Origin of the sequence: Actinomadura sp. 7K534, assembly GCF_004348575.1 — a bacterium.
Taxonomy (GTDB): Bacteria; Actinomycetota; Actinomycetes; order Streptosporangiales; family Streptosporangiaceae; genus Spirillospora; species Spirillospora livida.
In genome coordinates this window covers 1-19,913 of the sequence record NZ_SMKB01000133.1, presented here as the reverse complement: position 1 = coordinate 19,913, position 19,913 = coordinate 1, and the positions used below count along the sequence as shown (strand labels likewise).

Below are 19,913 nucleotides of genomic sequence, written 5' to 3'. Positions count from 1 at the left end.
AGGTGTGTATAAGAGACAGGGTGAGGAGGGTGGCGGCGCGGGTGGCGGCCCAGGCGCGGCCGCCGGCGGTGTCGACGAGGGCGGCGGCGCGGGACGCGTCGTCGCCGGCGAGGTCGCCGTCGCGGAAGTACAGCTCGGCCAGCTCGGCGCCGGCCGGGGTGCCCGAGGTGAGGGCGGCGACGACCGGGAGGGACTTCTTCCGGCTGTGCAGGTCGGAGTGGACGGGTTTGCCGGTGATCCCGGGGTCGCCCCAGATGCCGAGCAGGTCGTCCACGAGCTGGAACGCCAGGCCGAGCCGTTCGCCGAAGGCGCGGAGGCGGGCGGCCTGGCCGGTGGTGCCGCCGCCGTAGGCCGCGCCGAGCGCGCACGCGGCGCCGAGCAGCGCGCCGGTCTTGCGGCCCGCCATGGCCGTGCACTCGTCGAGCGTCACGTCGGAGCGCTCCTCGAACGCCAGGTCGGCGCTCTGCCCGGCGACCAGGTCGAGGACGGCCTGGGCGAGGGTGCGGACGGCGCGCGGGATCAGCGGGGACGGCTCGTCGGCGAGGACCTCGAAGGCGGCGGCGAGCAGCGCGTCCCCGGCCAGGATCGCGGGGTTGGCGCCGTACACGGTCCATGCGGTGGGCCGGTGCCTGCGGGTGAGGTCGCCGTCCATGACGTCGTCGTGCAGGAGCGAGAAGTTGTGCGCCAGCTCGACCGCCACGGCGGCGGGGAGCGCGGCGGAGGCGGTCCCGCCGACCGCCTCCGCCGCGAGCAGGGTCAGCGCGGGACGGATCGCCTTGCCGCCCCCGCCGGCGGCCGGCAGGCCCCGCTCGTCGCGCCAGCCGAAGTGGAACGCGGCGATGTCGCGCACCGCGCCCGGCATGCGCTCGACCGCGTCCCGCAGCGCGGGGTCGAGCAGGCGGCGGCTCCAGCCGAGGACCTCGGCCGCCGTGCGGGCGCCGCCCGTCCGGGGATCGTCCGGCTCCGGGCCCCGGCCGTCGTCCAGACCCGGGTCTTCCTCCGGACCCGGGTCGTGGTCCGGACCCCGGTCACCGGCGTCCGGGCGGTGGTCGCAGCGGAGCACGGCCGGATCGTCTCCCCAGACGGGCATGTCGTCCCCTTTCCCTAGCGGGCGATCTCGACGTTCTCCAGGACGCCGAGCGCGTCCGGCACCAGCACGGCCGCGGAGTAGTACGCGCTGACCAGGTAGGTCAGCAGCGCCCGCTCGTCGATGCCGGTGAACCGGACCGACAGCCCCGGGCGGATCTCACCGGGGATGCCGGTGCGGTGCAGGCCGATGACGCCCTGGTCGTCCTCGCCGGTGCGCAGCACGAGGATCGAACTCGTCCCGGACGGGCTGACCGGGATCTTGTCGCAGGGGTAGATCGGGACCCCGCGCCATGCCTGCACCCGCTGCTCGGACCCCCCGGGCCCGTCCACCGGCAGGGTGGACGGGTACACCCCGCGCCGGGTGCACTCCCTGCCGAACGCGGCGATCGTCCTCGGGTGGGCAAGGAAGAACCGCGACTTGCGGCGCCGCGCCAGCAGCTCGTCCAGGTCGTCGGGGGTCGGCGGGCCCCCGCGGGTCTGGATGCGCTGCCGCAGGTCGGCGTTGTGCAGGAGCCCGAATTCGCGGTTGTTGACGAGTTCGTGCTCCTGGCGTTCGCGCACGGCCTCGACGGTGAGCCGCAATTGCTGCTCGACCTGGTCCATCGGCCCGTTGTAGAGGTCGGCGACGCGGGAGTGGACGCGCAGGAGCGTCTGGGTGACGCTCAGCCCGTACTCGCGCGGCGATGCCTCGTAGTCGACGAACGTGCCGGGCAGGACCTGCTCGCCCTCATGGCCGGAGGCGAGGTCGATCGCCGCCTCGCCGTGCCCGGTCTGCGGCGGGGCGGGGGCGTCCCGGTACGCGTCCAGATGGGCGCGCAGCGCGTCGTACCTGCCGGTCAGCTCCTCGATCGCCTCCCGGGAGAGCGTGAGGACGGTGGTCGGGGTCAGCGCGCGGAACGTGCAGGGCCATTCCTCGGCGGCGCCGAGGAGGACCCGGTCGCCGAAGAACCGCCCGTCGGCGAGGATGCCGGTCTCGGCCTCGCCGCCGTACTCCCCCGGGGTCCGCAGCGCGACCTTGCCGTGCGCGATGAGGTGCACGGCGTCGGCGGGGCGGCCCGCCGACGCGATGGTGTCGCCGGGGCCGTACTCGCGCTGCTCGAACCGCCCGGCGAGCACGTCGAGGACGTCCTCGCCGGCCAGCCCGCGCAGCGGCGGCAGCTCGGCCAGTTCCGGCGGCACCACGCGGACCGCGGCGCCGTCGTTGACGAACGTCACCAGGCCGTCGCCGAGCCGGTAGGTGAGCCGCCGGTTCACCCGGTAGGTCCCGGCGTCCGCCCGCACCCACGGCAGCTGCCGCAGCAGCCACCGCGGGCTGACGCCCTGCATCTGCGGGACGGACTTGGTCGTCGTCGCGAGGTTGCGGGCGGCGCGCGTGCCGAGCGCGTGCCGCCCGCCCCGAGCCTCCTGCGGCGGTGTCACTCGCCGGCACCGCCGCGGGCGACCTCGACGGACTCCAGCATCCCGAGCGCGTCGGGGACCAGGACGGCGGCCGAGTAGTAGGCGCTGACGAGGTAGGAGATGAGGGCCTTCTCGTCGATGCCCATGAAGCGGACGGACAGGCCGGGCTGGTACTCGTCCGGCAGCCCGACCTGGTGCAGGCCGATCACTCCCTGCGCCTGCTCGCCGGTGCGCATCAGCAGGATCGAGCTGGTCTTCGTCTTGCTGACCGGGATCTTGTTGCACGGGAAGATCGGCACGCCGCGCCAGGCCGGGATCCGGTTGCCGCCGACGTCGATGGCGTCGGGGTAGATGCCGCGGGCGCTGCACTCGCGGCCGAAGGCGGCGATGGCCTTCGGGTGGGCGAGGAAGAACGCCGGGTCCTTCCATACGAGGGTGAGCAGGTCGTCCATGTCGTCGGGGGTGGGCGGGCCGCCGCGGGTGTGGATGCGCTGCGACAGGTCGGCGTTGTGCAGCAGCCCGAAGTCGCGGTTGTTGACCAGCTCGTTCTCCTGGCGCTCGCGCAGCGCCTCGATGGTCAGCCTGAGCTGCTGCTCGACCTGGTCCATCGGCTCGTTGTAGAGGTCGGCGACGCGGCTGTGCACGCGCAGGACGGTCTGCGCGACGCTCAGCTCGTACTCGCGCGGCGATGCCTCGTAGTCGACGAACGTCCCGGGCAGGACCTGCTCGCCCTCGTGCCCGGCCGCGAGGTCGATCGCGGCCTCGCCGTACTCGTTGTGCTCCTGCGGCGGACTCGACCGGTACACGTCCAGGTGAGCCTGCAGGGAGGCGGACTGGCCGAGCGTCTCCTGGAAGTCGGTGTCGCTCATGCTGAGGATCGTGCACGCGGTGACGGCCTTGACCGTGTACTCCCACTCCTCCCGGTCCTCGCCCTCCTCGGTGCCGAGCAGGGCCTGCTCGCCGAAGAAGTCGCCGTTGGCGAGCGTGCCGAGCACGGCCTCCGAGCCGAACTCGCCGGCGCCGATCCGGTTGAGCTTGCCGTGCGCGACGAGGATCACCCGGTCGACGGGGCGGCCGCGCTCCACGACGACGTCGCCGGGCTCGTACTCCTGCTGGGTGAACCGCCCGGCGATGGCGTCGAGCGTGAGGTCGTCGTCGTAGCCGCGCAGCGGCGGCAGCTCGCCCAGCTCGCGCGGGATGACCCGCACGTCGGCGCCGGTGGTCACGAACGTCACCCGGCCGTCCCCGAGCGTGTAGGTGAGCCGCCGGTTGACGCGGTAGGCGCCGCCGGCCGCCTGGACCCAGGGCAGCAGTTTCAGCAGCCAGCGCGAGCTGATGCCCTGCATCTGGGGGACGGACTTCGTCGTCGTCGCGAGATTCCGTGCCGCCGCCGTGCCAAGGCTCATCTGCTGCTGGTGTTCCTGCTGTTCGGTCACGTGCACACCACCGATTCGTAGCCGTCGTGTCAGGAGGGGCCGGAGTCCGGCCAACAGGGAAGCTACAGACGGTAATCGGCTGATCGCAACGGGGTATGCAGCACCTCTTCTTGACCATGGCGCCACACAAGTCGCACCTGTCCGCGACGTCCCGCCGGGTTCGGCCGGGGCCGGGGACGGCACGCCCTCGGACCAGCGGCTACCTCGTCCCGGAACCCACCGGTTCGGGGACGAGTTCGGCCCCTGCCTCGTCGATCGGCACCCCGGCCGTCCCCCGGAGCTTGCGGATCGGGTACAGCGCCACCGGGGGTCGGGAGGCGGTCACGCCCGCCGGTAGTTCTTCGCGGCCTCTTCGACGAGGCTGTCCGGCAGTTCGGTGAGGACGGTGGTGCGCTGCATGTCGTCGTCGCCCGGCGCCTCGCCCCCGTCCTTTTCGGCGCCCACGCCCCTTTCGGCGTCCTCGGCGGCGGGGGCCGGCGCGTCGCCGCCGGGCTCGTCCGCGAGCTCCTCGGGCAGTTCGTCGGTGGTCTGCGGGTCGCCGTCCAGCAGCTCGTCCAGGGAGACGGTGCGCTGGGCGGCCTCGTCCGCCGCGGGCGGCTCGTCCAGGAGCAGGTCGTCCTCCGGGATGGACATGAGGGCCTGCGTCTCCTGCGCCTCACGGGTGATCACGCCGCTGGCGAGGACGGTGTTGCGGTGCCGCAGCGCGCCGTTCTCGCGGAGCAGGTTGTCGACCTCGGCGCGGGCCCGGCGCACGCGGCGGCTCGACCGCACGTGCACGGTGAAGCCGCCGAGGGCGAGGCCCAGCAGGAAGAAGGCGGCCGGGATGCCCACCGAGGACGGGACGAGCAGCGCCACCAGGGCGACGACGACCAGCGCGGTGACCGCCCCGAGCGCGAGGGAATGCTGCTCCATCCAGTCCAGGACGGTGTTGACGCGCTTCGGGATCCGCACTCCGTTTCTCCTCTGCTCGGCTCAGGACGAAGACAACAACGATCAGGCCGGGGCGCGGTGTTCCACCACCGTGACGAGCTGCTGTTTCAGGGACGCCGCCGGCCTGCTCCGGCCGGGACGGCTCCGGGCTCGCGTCGTCCGCGCCGCCCCGCCTCCCCCGGTTCACTGACCGGCGGGAGGCGTTCGAAACACTAACAGCACGTGACATCCGCCTCCCCGCGCCGCTCCGCGGCGCGAGCGGGATGCAAGTGCCTCCGGCGCCGAATATCGTCCATGGATATGAGCGAACATTTTGACGTCGTGGTCCTGGGCGCGGGCCCGGGTGGATATGTCGCCGCGATCCGGTCGGCACAGCTCGGGCTGAAGACCGCGATCGTCGAGGAGAGGTACTGGGGCGGCGTCTGCCTCAACGTCGGCTGCATCCCCTCGAAGGCGCTGCTGCGCAACGCCGAGCTGGCGCACATCTTCACCCAGGAGCAGAAGACCTTCGGCATCAACGTCGAGGGGCGGGTCTCGTTCGACTACGGCGTCGCCTACCAGCGCAGCCGCCAGGTGTCGGAGAAGCTCGTCAAGGGCGTCCAGTTCCTGATGAAGAAGAACAAGATCACGTCCTACGAGGGGCGGGGCACGTTCACCGACCCGAACACGCTGCAGGTCGACCGGTCGGACGGCTCCAGCGAGACCGTCACCTTCGAGAACTGCATCATCGCGGCGGGGGCGCACACCAAGCTGCTGCCGGGCACGTCGCTGTCCGAGCGGGTCGTCACCTACGAGGAGCAGATCCTCAGCTCGGAGCTGCCCGAGAGCATCGTCATCGCGGGCGCGGGCGCGATCGGCGTCGAGTTCGCCTACGTGCTGCACAACTACGGGGTGAAGGTCACGATCGTCGAGTTCCTCGACCGGATGGTCCCGAACGAGGACGCCGACGTGTCGAAGGAGCTCGCCAAGCGGTACCGCAAGCTCGGCGTGGACGTGCTGACCTCCACCCGCGTGGACGCCATCGACGACTCGGGCGACAAGGTGAAGGTCACCGTCACCGGCAAGGACGGCGCCCAGCAGGTCATCGAGACCGACAAGGTGCTGCAGGCGATCGGCTTCCAGCCGAACGTGGAGGGCTACGGGCTGGACAAGACCGGCGTGCGGCTCACCGAGCGCGGCGCCATCGACGTGGACGGCCGCTGCCGCACGTCCGTCCCGCACATCTACGCCATCGGCGACGTGACCGCGAAGCTCATGCTCGCGCACGCCGCCGAGGCGATGGGCATCGTCGCGGCCGAGACCATCGGGGACGCCGAGACGATGGAGCTCGACTACGTGATGATCCCCCGCGCCACGTACTGCCAGCCGCAGGTCGCGAGCTTCGGCTGGACGGAGGCGCAGGCGAAGGAGCAGGGCTTCGACGTCAAGACCGCCAAGTTCCCCTACAGCGCGAACGGCAAGGCGCTCGGCATGGGCGAGGGCGACGGGTTCGTCAAGGTGGTCAGCGACGCGAAGTACGGCGAGATCCTCGGCGCCCACATGATCGGCCCGGAGGTCACCGAGCTGCTGCCCGAGCTGACCCTGGCGCAGCAGTGGGACCTGACCGTCCACGAGGTGGCCCGCAACGTCCACGCCCACCCGACCCTGGGCGAGGCCATCAAGGAGTCCGTGCACGGCCTCGCCGGCCACATGATCAACCTCTGACCCGCGTCCGGGCGTGCTTGCGGAATGCGGGCGCGCCCGACGCCGTCCGCCCGGCGGCCGGTCAGGGCGCGCTGCTCGTGGAGGCCGGGGCCGGGCGGGTCAGGCGGCTCAGGAGGCGCTGGCCCTGGCGGGTGCTGATGTCGAGGCGGCGTCCCAGCTCGGTGCCGGTGATGTCGGGCTCCGCGTCGATGATGGCCAGGGCGCGGGCCTCGTTGTCGGTGGCGACGCTGCGCGGGGGCTGCCGGCGCGCGGGCTTGCGCTGCGGGGCCTTGCGGGGCGGCGGCGCCTTCTCCTTCTCCGGCTTCGGTGCGGTGAGCTCGGTGACGCGGGCGAGGGCCTCGTCGAGCATGACGCCGTCCGAGAGCATCCAGACGACGTCCGCGGGCGCCTTGGTCCGCCACTTGCGGCCGTAGTGCTCGCTCAGCAGCGCCAGGGCGTGCCGGCGGCGCTGCTCGGCCGTCAGGGCGCGGGGGTAGGACGTGATCTGCCACAGGACCATGCGGCGCCACAGCCGGAACGTGGACCAGGGTGCGAGGAGCCAGCGTGCGACCGGGATGCCCTCGCGGACGGTCCCGGCGGCGATGCCGGCGCGGCGCCGGATGGCGTGCCGGACGGCCTCGATGAACGTGATGAACAGGATCGGCATCGCGGCGTGCATCACCATGCCGGTCGCGTCGCCGTGGGCGGCCGACACGTTCAGCCAGACGGTCGCGCCGGTGAAGGCGAACGCCATCCAGCGCAGGGCCGGCATGGGCATGGCCAGCCATTCCAGCAGCAGCGCCACCGACACCAGGGCGAGGATGCCCAGGTCGACCCCGGCGGGGACGATCCACGCCTGGCCGCCGAACCACGGCTCGGCGACGTCGCGGACGGAGGCGAACGAGCCGTAGCCGCCCAGGCCGGCGAGCCCGGCGAAGAACAGCCCGCCGGTCGCGGCCAGCACCTTCTGCGCCCGGGTCAGCGGCGCGGCCGCCGGCGGCGGCGTGCGCACCTCGTCCATCGGCGTTCCTCCCCCGCCACGGGTTCTAGATCACCCAGTGACGGTAGCGCGCCGGGGCCGCCCGTCCGGACGAAAGTGCAGGAACCGCCCAAATGCCCAGGTCGTCAGCGCAGCGGGCTGAATGGCGCCAGCTCCGGCGGGCGCTCGCCGGTGACGATCTGCTCGGCGAGGAGGCGTCCCGTGGCGGGGCCGAGGGTGATGCCCCACATGCCGTGGCCGCCCGCGGCGAAGACGTGCGGCGACCGGGTCGCGCCGATCAGCGGCAGGCCGTCCCGGGTGCAGGGGCGCGACCCGACCCACTCGTCCCGCCGGGCGTCCAGGTCCGCGCCGCGCAGCAGCGGGCGGACGGCCTCCACGATCGCCCTGATCCGGCGCGGGTCCAGCGGCGCCTCGGGCCGGCGGAACTCCATCATCCCGGCGACGCGCAGCCGGTCGCCGAGCGGCGTGCAGGCCACCCGCTGGGACGGGAAGTACACCGGGCCGTCCGGGACGCGGTCCACCGGCACGCTGAAGCTGTAGCCGCGGCCCGCCTGGACGAGGGCGCGGACGCCGAACCGCCGGGCCAGCCCGTTCAGCCACACGCCGCTCGCGATGACGACGGCGTCGAACGGCTCGTAGTCGCTGCCCGCGGTGCGGACGGCGGCGCCGCCGGCCTCGTCGCGGACGTCGCGGACGGGCTCCCCCGGCCGGATCTTGCCGCCGCGGTCGCGGACCGAGTCGGCGAGCGCGTGCACGAACCGCCCGGGGTCGACGAAGCGCTGGCCGCGCAGCACGATCGCCGCGCCGATCTCGCCGGACAGCGCGGGCTCCAGCGCGCGGGCCTCGTCCCCGCCGAGCACGTCGTACTCCAGCTTCTGGCCCGCGGCGCGGATGTGCTCGATCTCCTCCTGGAGGACGCGGCGCTCCTCGGCCGTCCGGTACGCGGCGATGAAGGACCCGGCCTCGCGGGTCTCCGCCTTCACCCCGCCCTCGACGAGCGCGTCGAAGCTCGGCAGCGCCCGGCCGTTGATCGGCACCAGCGACTCCATCGCGCGGCGCCACTTGGCGGCGGTGCTGTGCGCGGCGAAGCCCGCCAGGAACCTGAGCAGCCGCGGGCTGGCGCTCGGCGGCACGTAGACCGGCGACGACGGGCTGAGGACCGCCCGGACGCCGTAGGAGAGGACGGCCGGCTCGGGCAGCGGCGTCGCGAGACCGGGGGTCAGCCATCCGGCGTTGCCCCAGGACGCGCCGGCCGCCACGTCGTCCCTGTCGAATACGGTGACGTCGGCGCCGTGCTCCTGCAGGAACCAGGCCGTGGACAGACCGACCATGCCGGCACCCACGACCGCGACGCGGCGCGGACCCGTGTCGAGAGCCATGCCCTTTCATCTCCTCGTGTTCGGGGTTCACCTCGATGGTCGCCCGGGATGTGACCGGCGTCTCTGTCCTGTTCGGCCAATCAGGGCGGGCCGCGTAGTGTGAAGAGCACAAACCTCGGGCGAGGGGGCGTGATGATCAGCTTGACCGATCTCGTCGATTCCCTGGGGCCGGGACTGCTGCGGACGGTCGAGGACGGGCACGGCTCGCAGGTGGACGACTCGCAGGTGCACGACGTCGTCCTGGCGGAGCCGGGCGAGGCGGCCGGGCAGCCGGGCGAGATCGTCCTCGGCGTCGGCGTGGCCGGCCCGGCCGACGCGGTCGCGCTGCTCGAACGGGCCGACGCCGCGGGCGCGGACGGCGTCGTCCTGAAGGCCCCGCTCGCCGACGACCCCGCGGTCGTCGCGGCCGCCCGCTCGCTGCGGCCCGCGCTCGTCGAGCTCCAGCCGGACACCTCGTGGACGCACGTCGTCTGGCTCGTGCGCGGCGCGATCGACCGCGCCTACGCGCCGCTCCCCGGGCCGGTCGGCGCGCAGGACGTCCACAACGACCTGTACGCGCTCGCCGACGCGGCCGCCGAGATCGCGGACGCCCCGGTGACCGTCGAGGACGCCCGCTCCCGGGTCCTCGCCTATTCCGGGCGCCAGGACAGCACCGACCCCGCCCGCGTCTCCACGATCGTCGGCCGCCGGGTGCCGCCGCAGGTCATCGCCCATCTCCGCGCCTCCGGCGTGTTCCGCAGGCTGGCGCAGTCGAGCGATCCGGTCTTCGTCCCCGAGAGCCCCGACGGGATGCTGCCGCGCCTCGTCGTCCCGGTCCGGGCCGGGGGCGAGTGGCTCGGCTCGATCTGGGTGGTGGCGCGGACGCCGATCCCGCCCGGCCGCGTGCAGCGGCTCACCGAACTCGCGTCGGTCCTCGCCCTGCACCTGCTGCGCCTGCGCGCCGAGGCCGGCGTCGCCCGCCGCGTGTCCGCCGACCAGCTTCGCGCCGCCCTCCGCGACGGCGCCCCGATCACCGCTCCGGCGCCGCCGTGGCGGGTGGTGGTCCTCGGCACCCTGGACGAGACCGAGGACATCCGGCAGCGGCTCGACCTGTGGGACGCGATCACGTACCGGTTCGGCTGGCACCGCCCGCTGATCGGCGATCTCGACGGCGCGCTCTTCGCCGTCCTCACCGACCGGCCGCACCCCCGGAGCGAGGCCGACCCCGGGTCACTGCCGTGGCTGCGCCACGTCCTGGACCGCGTCCGCTCCCACGACCGCGCCCTGTACGCGGCGGCGGGCGGCCTCGCGCACTCCCGCACCGAGCTGCCCCGCTCCCGCGCCGAGGCCGCCGAGCTGGACGCGCTCGTCGCGTCCGGCCACCTCGCCCCGGGCCTGGTCCTGCTGGAGGACGCCTGGGACGCCGTGGTCGTCGAACGCGCCAGGACGGCGGCCCGGGTCGACGCCGGCCTGCTCGGCGGCCCGCTCCCCGACCTCCGCGCCCACGACGAGCGCCACGGCACCGCGTTCCTGCCGACGCTCGCCGCCTGGCTCGACCACTTCGGCGACGCGAAGGGCACCGCGCAGGCGCTGGGCGTCCACCCGAACACCCTGCGGCACCGCCTGCGCAGGATGGCCGAGGTGTCCGCGCTGGACCTCGCGTCCCCCCGGCTCCGGATGGCCCTCCGCCTTCAGCTCAGCGCGCTCGGCCATCCCGCGGCCCGGCGCAACGAATGACGCGACAGTGCCTCTAAGACGCAACGAAATACCTGGTCAACGCAAGGTTGGCGCATTGGATCGGGGGCGCTTCGATCCTAGGCTTTCGCTCAGTCGTTCCCTTCGGACGTCCTCTGGAGAGATGCATGAGCGTGATGCCGGCGATGGAGCCGAACAGCACCGTTGCAGAGCGCACCGCCGAGCGGGCCGTGCCCGAGCGGACCGCGCTGCGGCGGCACTTCCTGATGTGCCGGCCGGAGCACTTCGCCGTCACGTACGCCATCAACCCCTGGATGGACCCGGCGCGCGGGGCCGATGCCGGGAAGGCCGTCGAGCAGTGGGAGGCGCTGCGGTCCGCCTACGTGGCCCTCGGGCACGAGGTGAGCCTGATCGAGCCGGTCGAGGGCCTGCCGGACATGGTGTTCGCGGCGAACGGCGCGCTGGTGGTCGGCGGGCGCGTGTACGGGGCGCGGTTCGCGCACCCCGAGCGGCACGCGGAGGCGCCCGCGTACGCGGCGTGGCTGAAGGACAACGGCTTCCCCGACGTGCTGGAGCCGCGGTACACGAACGAGGGCGAGGGCGACTTCCTCACGCTGGACGAGGTGATCCTGGCCGGGACGGGCTTCCGGACGGAGATCGCCGCGCACCAGGAGGCCCAGGAGTTCCTCGGGCGGCCGGTGGTGACGCTCCGGCTCGTCGACCCGCGCTTCTACCACCTGGACACCGCGCTGTTCCCGCTCGGCGGCGACAACGTCGCCTACTACCCGGGGGCGTTCTCGCCCGGGAGCCGGGCGGTGCTGGAGCGGCTGTTCCCGGACGCGGTCATCGCGAGCGAGCGGGACGCGGCCGTGCTCGGGCTGAACGCCGTGTGCGACGGCCGGAACGTGGTCGTCAACGCGGAGGCCGCGGAGCTGATCGGCACGCTGCGTGACCACGGTTTCGACCCCGTACCGGTGAATTTGTCAGAATTGCGCAAAGCCGGCGGCGGCCCCAAGTGCTGCACGCTCGAACTCCGCGCCTGACATGCCCTGATATCGGGTGAAGCCGGTACGTTGTCCCGGTGACCGACTTCACGATCCCGGACTGGTGGCGCGGGCTGACCGGTGCGCGGCTCGGTGTCGACTGGCTGGATCCCGCCGACTGGGAGCCGGCCTGGCAGCACATCGAGGAGTCCGGAGCGATGAGCCCCGAGCACCTGGACGCCGAGGAAGAGCTGCTGCGCAAGGGCAAGCTGCTCGTCGGCACGGGCCCCGAGACGGTCCGGAGATGGACGCGGCAGCGGCTCGCGGCGGCCTGGTACTTCGACCCGGAGGAGCCGGGCGTGCTGTGGTGCGCGCCCGGCGGGTTCTACCCGGCGTGGCTGTGGATCCCGGTCGAGCCGAGCGCGGCGGGCGTCCGGGAGGCGCTGGGCGAGCCGTTCCCCGCGCCGGCGGCGGCCCGCGTCGAGCTGACGGGGTTCGTCCGCGGGTTCCTCGGCCTGCGCCACCTGGTGACGGTGCCGGACGTGCCGCCGGAGGCGGGCGTCCCGCCGTGGGAGGCCGCCGCCGCGGACGACCTCGTGGTGGCGGACGGCCCGTCCCTCGACCGGTACGCGAAGATCGTGAAGTTCCTCGACCCGCAGCCGTGGGGCAGCGCACGCCAGGAGGACCCCTACCCCGAGGAGTTCCCCGGCGGGGACGCGGCGCCCCGGCTGCTGGACCACGCGCCGATCCGGGACGGGCACCGCATGCAGGGGCTCGGCCGCGTCCCGTCGATGACGTGGCGGACGGTGCACTCCCGCTCGCAGCTGTCCATCGAGATCCACACGCGGGAGGTCGTCTGCGCGGCGGTGCGGTACCGGCCGTCCCCCGAGGCCCACCGGCCGGTGGTGCGGCGGATCAACGAGGTGCACGACGAGCGGTACCCGGAGGACCTCCCGCTGGACGCGCTCGGCGTGCTGGCCGGCTGGGACTTCGGCGTCGAGGAGGACCTGGCGCGCAACCTCGACGACCCGGACGACCCCGACGCCGTCGGCGCCGGGCTGCGCTGCCTGGCCGCGCTCTGGCACGGCGACCTGCGCCGCTGCCTGGAGCTGCGGGAGTGGGCGGCGCATCCGCACCCGGCGGTGCGGGCCAACCTCGCCATGATCGCGCACACGTACGGGCACCGGTTCCTGCTGCAGGAGCTCGCGCTGACCGAGCGGGACCCCGGCGAGCTGGCGGCCCTGGAGGCCCTGCTCGACCACTCGCCCGACCCGGACGCCTTCAACGCGTTCCGCGACGACTTCGGCGGCGCGGCGATCATGGTGGACGAGGCCGGCGACCCGGTCGGGACCTGGGAGGACGAGTGACCCACGAGCACGAGCGGACGGTGCTCCTCGGCAAGCACGCCGAGCGGGCCGTCCTCGAATCGGCGGCGGCCGGGCACGGCTGGCTCCGCGCGGCGATCAGCACGGCCGGGTTCGGCGAGATGGAGCAGGTGGCCTGGCAGGCCGCGGGCGCGTTCGTCCTCTACAGCGAGGTCCACCTGCTCGGCCACCGGGTCGTGCGCGTCACCGGGGAGGGCGAGGCCGCGGTCGAGGAGGCGCTCGGCGTCGTGCGGGACGCGGTCCCGACCGTCTCGCCGGACGACCTGCTCGACGTCCTGCTGTCGATGCCGCCGGCCGAGTCGACGCAGATGATCCGCGCGCTGAACGGGCTGCGGGCGGCCGACATCTGGAACTGCGCCGACGGCCGGCGCCCGCCCGCGGACCCGCGCTACGCCGAGGCGGTGGAACGAGCCGTGCGCCATCCCGAGCGGCAGGTGGTGCGGGCGCTGGTCGACGCGGTCGGCGACCTCATGGCGATCCGGCCGGGCCTGGAGGTCCCGATCGTCGCGCTCCGCGACGCGGACGGCCCGGCCCGGGACGTCATCGAGGATCTCGCGGGCTTCTGCGACGCCGCCCCGTAGACCGCCCCTTACCCCGCCCGGTGGGCAGGCCGAGGTGGCGGCGGGTGCGCACGCGGCTCCGCAGCACGCCCGCGACGCCGACGGCCCAGATCACGGTCTGCACCGTCCACGCCGCCCGGAACGCCTCCGGCGTGAACTCCCCGGCCGGTGACATGGCGTCGAGCACGAGGCCGATCATCAGGATCGTGACCAGCGTGGCGAAGAAGCCGCCCACGTTGACGATGCCGGTGGCGGTGCCCTGCCGTCCGGGCGGGTTGAACGTCCGGGCGTAGTCGAACCCGATCATCGAGCCGGGGCCGCCGAGCGCGACGCACATCACGAGCAGCACCAGCAGCCAGGCGGGGGCGGGCGGCGGCCAGGCGAGGACGGCCGCCCAGGCCGCGGCGTTGAGCCCGACGATGCCGAGGACGAGCCACGACCGGCGCAGCGGGTAGGAGGCGACGAGTCGTCCGATGACGGGGCCGGACACGATGTTCACCAGCACGAACAGCGTCAGCAGCGTGGACGCCGTCGCGGGCCGCATCCCCTGCCCCGACACCAGGTACGGGTAGCCCCACATCAGCGCGAACGTGTTGGTGGTGAACTGGGTGACGAAGTGCGCCCACAGGCCGAGGCGCGTGCCGGGGTGCCGCCAGGTCTCGGCCAGGTGGACGCCCGTCTCGCGCAGGGACGGGGCGTCCTCGCGGCCTGGACCGTTCCGGAGGAACGCGAAGGACAGCACGGCGACGAGGACGCCGAGCGCGGCCGCCGACCCGAACGCCGTCCCCCAGCCGGGGCCGTGCAGGAGCGCGACGAGCGGGATCGCGCTGAGCACCTGGCCGAGCTGCCCGAGCTGCCCGGTGAGCTGCGTGACGACGGGGACGTACCGGTTCGGGAACCAGGTCGCGACGATGCCGAGGACGCTGATGAACGTCATCGCGTCGCCCGCGCCGACCATGACGCGGGCGGCCACGGCGGTGCCGACGTCGGACGAGACGGCCATGAGCGCCTGCCCGGCCGCCATGAGCAGCGCGCCGCCCGCGACCATGCGGCGGGGGCCGATGCGGTCGAGCAGCAGCCCGACGGGGACCTGCATGCTCGCGTAGACGAGGAGCTGCAGGACGGTGAACGACGCGAGGATGCCCGCGGAGGCGTCGAACCGGTGGACGGCGTCGAGCCCGACGACGCCGAAGGAGGTCCGGTGCAGCACGGCGACGGCGTAGGCGAGGACGCCGATACCCCACAGGGCCCACGCGATGGGGGCGGCCTTCTGCTTCGCGGGAATGTCCTGGGGTTCCGAGAGGGTCTGCACGGATAGTCGAGTTTATGTCATTTCTGGCGGGGTCTGGCGCGCAGGTGCATCCGCTCCCCCTGCGGCCCGAACAGGCTGAGCAGCTCGACCGGCCCGCCCGCGCCGGCGAACCAGTGCGGCAGCCGGGTGTCGAACTCGGCGGCCTCCCCCGGCTCCAGGATGAGCTCGCGGCCCGCCAGGTGGAGGCGCAGCCGCCCGTTCAGCACGTACATCCAGTCGTAGCCCTCGTGGGTCTGCGGCTCGGGCGTCCACCGGGTCTCCGGGACGACCATCTTGAACGCCTGGATCCCGCCGGGGCGCCTGGTCAGCGGCAGGACGGTCATGTCGCCCATCTTGCGGGGGCGCGGCCTGATCCGCGGGTCGCCGACCTCCGGCGCGCCGACCAGCTCGTCCAGCGGGACGTGGTGGGCCTGCGCGAGCGGGAGCAGCAGTTCCAGGCTCGGCCGCCGCTTGCCCGACTCCAGCCGCGACAGCGTGCTCACCGAGATGCCGGTGGCCTCGGCGAGCGCGCTCAGCGTGACGCCGCGCTCCTGCCGCAGCCTCCTGAGCCGGGGTCCCACCGCGGCCAGGACGTCCTCCGTGGTCTCCATGCGCTTATTGCAGGTTCGGCAAAGATGTTTGTCAAGAGCGCAGGCCGTCGCGCACGCTCTTCGCATGACTGAGACAGCGGAAAGAGACGTACTGATCATCGGCGGCGGGCCGGCCGGGCTGAGCGCCGCACTCGTGCTCGCCCGCGCCCGCCGCGCCGTCACCGTGGTGGACGCGGGCGAGCCGCGCAACGCGACGGCCGAGCACATGCACGGCTTCTTCACCCGCGACGGGATGCCGCCGCAGGTCCTGCTGGAGACCGGCCGGACCGAGGTCCGCGGCTACGGCGCGGAGGTCATCGACGGGCGGGTCGAGCACGCCGCCAGGGACGAGGAGGGCGCGGGCTTCGTCGTCACGCTGGACGACGGCACGCGGCTCCGGAGCCGCCAGGTGCTGGTCACCACGGGCGTCACCGACGTCCTCCCGGACGTCCCCGGCCTGCGGGAGAGGTGGGGCCGCGAGGTGCAGATGTGCCCGTACTGCCACGGGTGGGAGGTCCGCGACAAGCGGATCGTGGTCCTGGCGACGTCCCCGAAGTCCCTCCACCAGGTGACGCTGCTGAGCCAGTGGTCGCCGGACGTGACTCTCGTCACCGGGGAGGCCCCGGAGGACGAGGAGGCCGCGCGCCTGGACGTGCGCGGCATCCGCGTCGTGGAGGGCGAGGCGAGCCGCGTCGTCGTCGAGGACGACCGGGTCACCGGCATCGAGCTCGCGGACGGCTCCGTGCTCGGCTGCGACGCCGTGTTCCTCGCCCCGGAGTTCGTCCCGAAGGCCGGACCGGCCACCGACCTGGGCTGCGCGTTCGGCGACGACGGCTTCGTGGCGGCCGACGAGACGGGCCGGACCAGCGTCCCCGGCGTGTGGGCGGCGGGCAACGTCGTCAACCCGATGGGGCAGGTCATCATCGCCGCCTCCGCCGGCGCCATGGCCGGCGCCATGATCAACGCCGAGCTGATCGAGGCGGAGATCGCCGCGAAGCTCGCCGCCTAGGCTGGCGGGCGTGCGGAACCGCGATCCCGGAGCAGACGGCCTGAGCGGGGACGAGGCGCGGTGGCGGGCCGGGCGGGCGGCGCTCGACGCCGCCCGCGGGCCGCTCGGGGAGACCGCGAGCGCGCTGTACCCGGACGTGCCGCGCGCGGCGGGGACGCCACTGCTGTGCCGCCCGGAGTGGATCCCGGAGGCGCCGGTCCCGCTGGAGTCCGTCCGGCTGGAGTGGGAGCCGCGGCCCGGCCCGCCCGCCGTCGCCGACCCGGCCGACGGGCTGCCGAGCGGCTACCGCACCTACGCCGAGGCCATGGCCGCGCTCGCGCCGCCCCGGGTGTTCGAGGACCGTCCGAGTTACCGCCTCCTGGCCGCCGCCCCGCCGGTGCTGCGGCTCGGCCCCGCCCGGTACTTCGACGGCGTGAACGTGGGCGAGGCCGTCGCGCACGAGCTGGCCGCCGCCGGGACGGACGGGGCGCACGCGCTGCCGCTGCGCGACCGGATCGGCGACCCCCGCGACCTGACCCGCCGCGCCGCCCTCCCCGCGATCACGACGGTGACCCTCATGGCGTCCGGCTCGTACGTCCTGCACCGGCGGGACCCGGCGAAGGTCGCGCACGCAGGGGGCCTCTACCAGGTCATGCCGGTGGGCGTCTTCCAGCCGCTCGGCGACGAGCCACCGGACATGTGGGCCTGCATGGTGCGGGAGTACGCGGAAGAGCTGCTCGGAACGGCCGAGGACTACGGGGACGGTTTCGTCCAAGCGGAATGGCCGTTCCACCGGGAGATGACCGCCGCCCGCGAACGAGGGCGCGTGCGGCCGTACTTCCTGGGCCTCGGCGTCGACCCGCTGACGTTCGCGCTCGACCTCCTCACCGCCGTGGTCATCGACGACGACGCGTTCGGCGATCTCTTCGGCGGGCTGGTGTCCGTCAACGACGAGGGCGAGGTGTCGCTGGCGCCGTTCGACGGGGCCGTCCCGCACCCCGCGCAACCGGCCGGCGCCGCCGCGCTCGCTCTGGCGTGGCGGCACCGGCGGACGCTCGTGCCAGAGCTCAGTCCTCGGCGAGGGCCTCGCGGCTGAGGTCCTTCAGCTCGTCCAGCGCGTCCACCAGGTGGTCGACGATCTCCGACGGGTCGGGGACGAGGTCGCGGCAGGCGACGATCCCGACGTCCACCTTGCCGTCGTAGGAGAAGACCGTGATGTTGAGGCCGCCGGTGACGTCGGTGACGACGGAGATCGGGTAGTAGCCGAGCACCCTCGCCCCGCACAGGTAGAGCGGGAACTGCGGGCCCGGCACGTTCGAGATCATCAGGTTGAGCGGCCGCAGCGACAGGCTCGGCGCGGCCTGGAGCGCGAACCGGGTGGCGGCGCCGGCGATCGGCGCCGGGAGCAGGCCGCTCATCTCCCGGACCCAGTTCCCGGACGACCCGACGAAGCGCCGCTTGGCGGTGTCCATGTCCCGCCGGACGGCCGTGTACCGGTCGGCCGGGTCGGGGACGTGCGTGGCGAGCGGCGTCGTCATGATCGAGACCTGGTTGCCGGGTTCCGCCGCGGCCCCGCTGCGCCGCAGCGACACCGGGACGGCCGCGACGAGCGGCCGGTCCGGCAGGTCGCCGCGCTTGTCGAGCCACTTGCGCAGGGCCGTCGCGCACAGCGCCATCACCACGTCGTTCACGCTGCCGCCGAGCCCCCGCCTGATCTGCTTGATCTCGTCCAGCGGGAGTTCGCCGCAGGCGACGGCGCGGCGGCGGCCGATCGGCTCGTTGAACGGCGTCGGCGGGGCGCTCATCCGCGGTGCCCGCGGTGCCGCCGGGCGGCGCAGCACCCCCTGCACGGCCGCCGACACCATCCCCAGGCCGGGGATCGCCGCGACGCCGGGGATCTCCGCGAAGTACGGGGCGGTGCGCGCGACCGACACGGCGCTGCGGACCGGGTGCAGCGCGGCACGCAGCAGCCCGCTGCCGAGCATCTCGGCCGTGCCGGGCGCCCGGACGGGGGCCGTCTCGTCGGCGGGGAGGTCGCGGGGCTCGGGCGACAGGTCCAGCAGCGCGGCGAGCGTCTCGGCGGCCATCACGCCGTCGATGGCCGCGTGGTGGACCTTCACGTAGACGGCCGTCCGGCCGCCCACGAGGCCCTGGATCAGCACCATCTCCCAGAGCGGCCGGGAGCGGTCGAGGGGCTGCTCGTGGAGCCGCGCGACGGTGTCGGCGAGCTGCCGGTCGGTGCCGGGGGCGGGCAGGCCGACCTCGAAGACGTGGTTCGCGGGGTCGAAGTCCGGGTCGTCCTCCCAGTAGGGGCGGTCCAGCCCGAAGGGCACCTGGACGAGCCGCTGCCGCAGCGGGCGGGCCGCCAGGTGCGCGCGGCCGCGGACGAGTTCGGCGACGGCCGGCACGGTGAGCCCGCCACCGGGGCACGCGGTCGCGTCGACGATGCCCAGCCCCGCGATGTGCGCGTGGGTGGTGCCGGTCTCCGCGTTGAGGAACGTGGCGTCCACGGTGGTCAGCTGGGTCATGCTCTCATCCGTCCGCTCGTCCTGCCGTGCCTTACCCTCTAGGAGTTATGCGCTCCGGGGGCGGCAGGTCAACGCGGGCCGATAGGAAGTAACCCGGACTTAACAGGACGTATCACCGGGTTCATCGGCAGGTTTCAAGCAACCCTGTAAAGATTTTGCGTTCTTCCGGCCTGATGTGGTCAAGAAACTTCACAACCCTCATCAAGCGGACGACGTCAAGATCATCGCACTAGGCTGATGCGCCATGACGGCACGACCACTACCGGAGATCGTCGAGGCCGGCTGGGCCACCGCGCTGGCGCCCGTCGCGGGCACGATCGCCGCCGCCGGCGACTGGCTGCGCGCCGAGGTCGCCGCCGGGCGCCGCTACCTGCCCGCCGGGAAGCACGTCCTGCGCGCCTTCACCCAGCCGTTCGACGGCGTACGCGTCCTCATCGTCGGCCAGGACCCCTACCCCACTCCCGGGCACGCGGTCGGCCTCAGCTTCTCCGTCGCCCCGGACGTCCGCCCGCTCCCCGCGAGCCTGGTCAACATCTTCCGCGAGTACTGCGACGACCTCGGCCACCCCGAGCCGTCCACCGGCGACCTCACGCCGTGGGCCGAGCAGGGCGTCTGCCTCCTCAACAGGGCGCTGACCGTCATGCCCGGCAAACCCGGCTCCCACCGCGACAAGGGCTGGGAAGAGGTCACCGAGCAGGCCATCCGCGCCCTCGCCGCCCGCGGCGGCCCGCTGGTCGCCGTCCTCTGGGGCCGCGACGCCCGCAACCTCAAGCCGCTCCTCGGCGGCGTCCCCTGCATCGAGTCGCCGCACCCGAGCCCCTACAGCGCCGACCGCGGCTTCTTCGGCTCCCGCCCCTTCTCCAGGGCCAACCAGCTCCTGGAGCAACAGGGCACAGGCCCGATCGACTGGAAACTGCCGTAGGAGCCTGACCGAGCCGCGGGCTCATTCCTCCGGGAGGCGGTGGAGGAGCAGGGAGAACTCCGGGGAGCCCTCGGGGG

18 protein-coding genes are annotated in these 19,913 nt (G+C 73.7%); 8 read left to right on the top strand and 10 right to left on the bottom strand.

From position 1 onward, the window contains the following. The 5 genes from E1266_RS23625 to E1266_RS23610 all read right to left on the bottom strand — a co-directional run. The coding region (locus E1266_RS23625; RefSeq protein ID WP_132050457.1) for a polyprenyl synthetase family protein at window positions 1–1,090 on the bottom strand (1,090 nt) is incomplete at its 3' end. Between the two features lie 14 nt (window positions 1,091–1,104). After that, window positions 1,105–2,508 (bottom strand): family 2B encapsulin nanocompartment shell protein, encoded by a 1,404-nt coding sequence (locus E1266_RS23620; protein WP_243718768.1) that lies wholly within the window; start codon window positions 2,506–2,508, stop codon window positions 1,105–1,107. Beyond that, window positions 2,505–3,893 carry a family 2B encapsulin nanocompartment shell protein gene (locus tag E1266_RS38905; RefSeq protein WP_132050463.1) on the bottom strand — a complete coding sequence of 463 codons (1,389 nt, stop codon included), beginning with the start codon at window positions 3,891–3,893 and terminating at the stop codon, window positions 2,505–2,507. The genes E1266_RS23620 and E1266_RS38905 overlap by 4 nt, the downstream gene beginning before the upstream one ends. Window positions 3,894–4,122: 229 nt before the next feature. Beyond that, window positions 4,123–4,248, bottom strand: a complete 126-nt coding sequence (locus tag E1266_RS39910) for a hypothetical protein (protein ID WP_279436343.1) — start codon at window positions 4,246–4,248, stop codon at window positions 4,123–4,125. Continuing rightward, window positions 4,245–4,874 carry a hypothetical protein gene (locus E1266_RS23610; protein ID WP_132050455.1) on the bottom strand — a complete coding sequence of 210 codons (630 nt, stop codon included), beginning with the start codon at window positions 4,872–4,874 and terminating at the stop codon, window positions 4,245–4,247. Before E1266_RS23610 ends, E1266_RS39910 begins: the two co-directional genes overlap by 4 nt. A 279-nt stretch (window positions 4,875–5,153) precedes the next feature. Here E1266_RS23610 and lpdA point away from each other — a divergent pair, with 279 nt between their 5' ends. Further along, the gene (gene lpdA / locus E1266_RS23605; protein WP_132050453.1) at window positions 5,154–6,557 is read left to right on the top strand and encodes a dihydrolipoyl dehydrogenase; all 1,404 of its coding nucleotides are present in this window, start codon (window positions 5,154–5,156) and stop codon (window positions 6,555–6,557) included. A gap of 61 nt (window positions 6,558–6,618) precedes the next feature. Here the strand turns inward: lpdA and E1266_RS23600 are convergent, their stop codons facing one another. After that, the gene (locus E1266_RS23600) at window positions 6,619–7,557 is read right to left on the bottom strand and encodes a DUF2637 domain-containing protein (protein WP_132050451.1); all 939 of its coding nucleotides are present in this window, start codon (window positions 7,555–7,557) and stop codon (window positions 6,619–6,621) included. 104 nt (window positions 7,558–7,661) lie between these two features. Continuing rightward, window positions 7,662–8,915 (bottom strand): FAD-dependent oxidoreductase, encoded by a 1,254-nt coding sequence (locus E1266_RS23595; protein ID WP_132050449.1) that lies wholly within the window; start codon window positions 8,913–8,915, stop codon window positions 7,662–7,664. A gap of 132 nt (window positions 8,916–9,047) precedes the next feature. Here E1266_RS23595 and E1266_RS23590 point away from each other — a divergent pair, with 132 nt between their 5' ends. From E1266_RS23590 to E1266_RS23575, 4 genes are all read left to right on the top strand, one after another. After that, window positions 9,048–10,631: a PucR family transcriptional regulator gene (locus E1266_RS23590; protein ID WP_132050447.1), complete on the top strand. Its 1,584-nt coding sequence runs from the start codon at window positions 9,048–9,050 to the stop codon at window positions 10,629–10,631. Window positions 10,632–10,765: 134 nt separating this feature from the next. Further along, the gene (gene ddaH, locus E1266_RS23585; protein WP_347876741.1) at window positions 10,766–11,632 is read left to right on the top strand and encodes a dimethylargininase; all 867 of its coding nucleotides are present in this window, start codon (window positions 10,766–10,768) and stop codon (window positions 11,630–11,632) included. A gap of 38 nt (window positions 11,633–11,670) precedes the next feature. Beyond that, window positions 11,671–12,939: a hypothetical protein gene (locus E1266_RS23580; protein ID WP_132050445.1), complete on the top strand. Its 1,269-nt coding sequence runs from the start codon at window positions 11,671–11,673 to the stop codon at window positions 12,937–12,939. Next, the gene (locus E1266_RS23575; protein WP_132050443.1) at window positions 12,936–13,538 is read left to right on the top strand and encodes a hypothetical protein; all 603 of its coding nucleotides are present in this window, start codon (window positions 12,936–12,938) and stop codon (window positions 13,536–13,538) included. The genes E1266_RS23580 and E1266_RS23575 overlap by 4 nt, the downstream gene beginning before the upstream one ends. Here E1266_RS23575 and E1266_RS23570 read toward each other — a convergent pair. Together E1266_RS23570 and E1266_RS23565 are read right to left on the bottom strand one after the other, a co-directional pair. Continuing rightward, entirely contained in the window at window positions 13,498–14,829 is a 1,332-nt protein-coding gene (locus tag E1266_RS23570) for an MFS transporter (protein WP_243718766.1), read from the bottom strand. The two genes, E1266_RS23575 and E1266_RS23570, sit on opposite strands and share 41 nt — an antisense overlap. A gap of 17 nt (window positions 14,830–14,846) precedes the next feature. Next, the gene (locus E1266_RS23565; protein WP_132050441.1) at window positions 14,847–15,419 is read right to left on the bottom strand and encodes an XRE family transcriptional regulator; all 573 of its coding nucleotides are present in this window, start codon (window positions 15,417–15,419) and stop codon (window positions 14,847–14,849) included. Between the two features lie 64 nt (window positions 15,420–15,483). On the opposite strand from E1266_RS23565, the gene E1266_RS23560 reads away from it, so the two are divergent. Both E1266_RS23560 and E1266_RS23555 read left to right on the top strand, forming a co-directional pair. After that, on the top strand, window positions 15,484–16,407 hold the full coding sequence (locus E1266_RS23560) for an NAD(P)/FAD-dependent oxidoreductase (RefSeq protein WP_132050439.1): 924 nt from the start codon (window positions 15,484–15,486) through the stop codon (window positions 16,405–16,407). 10 nt (window positions 16,408–16,417) lie between these two features. Then, window positions 16,418–17,482 (top strand): transcriptional regulator, encoded by a 1,065-nt coding sequence (locus tag E1266_RS23555; RefSeq protein ID WP_132050437.1) that lies wholly within the window; start codon window positions 16,418–16,420, stop codon window positions 17,480–17,482. Here E1266_RS23555 and E1266_RS23550 read toward each other — a convergent pair. Further along, window positions 17,454–18,914 carry a wax ester/triacylglycerol synthase family O-acyltransferase gene (locus E1266_RS23550; protein ID WP_132050435.1) on the bottom strand — a complete coding sequence of 487 codons (1,461 nt, stop codon included), beginning with the start codon at window positions 18,912–18,914 and terminating at the stop codon, window positions 17,454–17,456. The two genes, E1266_RS23555 and E1266_RS23550, sit on opposite strands and share 29 nt — an antisense overlap. Before the next feature lie 244 nt (window positions 18,915–19,158). On the opposite strand from E1266_RS23550, the gene E1266_RS23545 reads away from it, so the two are divergent. Continuing rightward, complete coding sequence (locus tag E1266_RS23545; RefSeq protein WP_132050433.1) at window positions 19,159–19,836, top strand: uracil-DNA glycosylase; 678 nt, start codon at window positions 19,159–19,161, stop codon at window positions 19,834–19,836. The last annotated feature ends 77 nt before the right edge of the window (window positions 19,837–19,913 follow it).

Bases quoted from the DNA above. Each gene is read 5' to 3' on its own strand.
- E1266_RS38905 (WP_132050463.1), bottom strand. From the start codon at position 3,893: ATGAGCCTTGGCACGGCGGCGGCACGGAATCTCGCGACGACGACGAAG.
- lpdA (WP_132050453.1), top strand. From the start codon at position 5,154: ATGAGCGAACATTTTGACGTCGTGGTCCTGGGCGCGGGCCCGGGTGGA.
- E1266_RS23600 (WP_132050451.1), bottom strand. From the start codon at position 7,557: ATGGACGAGGTGCGCACGCCGCCGCCGGCGGCCGCGCCGCTGACCCGG.
- E1266_RS23595 (WP_132050449.1), bottom strand. From the start codon at position 8,915: ATGGCTCTCGACACGGGTCCGCGCCGCGTCGCGGTCGTGGGTGCCGGC.
- E1266_RS23590 (WP_132050447.1), top strand. From the start codon at position 9,048: ATGATCAGCTTGACCGATCTCGTCGATTCCCTGGGGCCGGGACTGCTG.
- ddaH (WP_347876741.1), top strand. From the start codon at position 10,766: ATGCCGGCGATGGAGCCGAACAGCACCGTTGCAGAGCGCACCGCCGAG.
- E1266_RS23565 (WP_132050441.1), bottom strand. From the start codon at position 15,419: ATGGAGACCACGGAGGACGTCCTGGCCGCGGTGGGACCCCGGCTCAGG.
- E1266_RS23560 (WP_132050439.1), top strand. From the start codon at position 15,484: ATGACTGAGACAGCGGAAAGAGACGTACTGATCATCGGCGGCGGGCCG.
- E1266_RS23550 (WP_132050435.1), bottom strand. From the start codon at position 18,914: ATGACCCAGCTGACCACCGTGGACGCCACGTTCCTCAACGCGGAGACC.
- E1266_RS23545 (WP_132050433.1), top strand. From the start codon at position 19,159: ATGACGGCACGACCACTACCGGAGATCGTCGAGGCCGGCTGGGCCACC.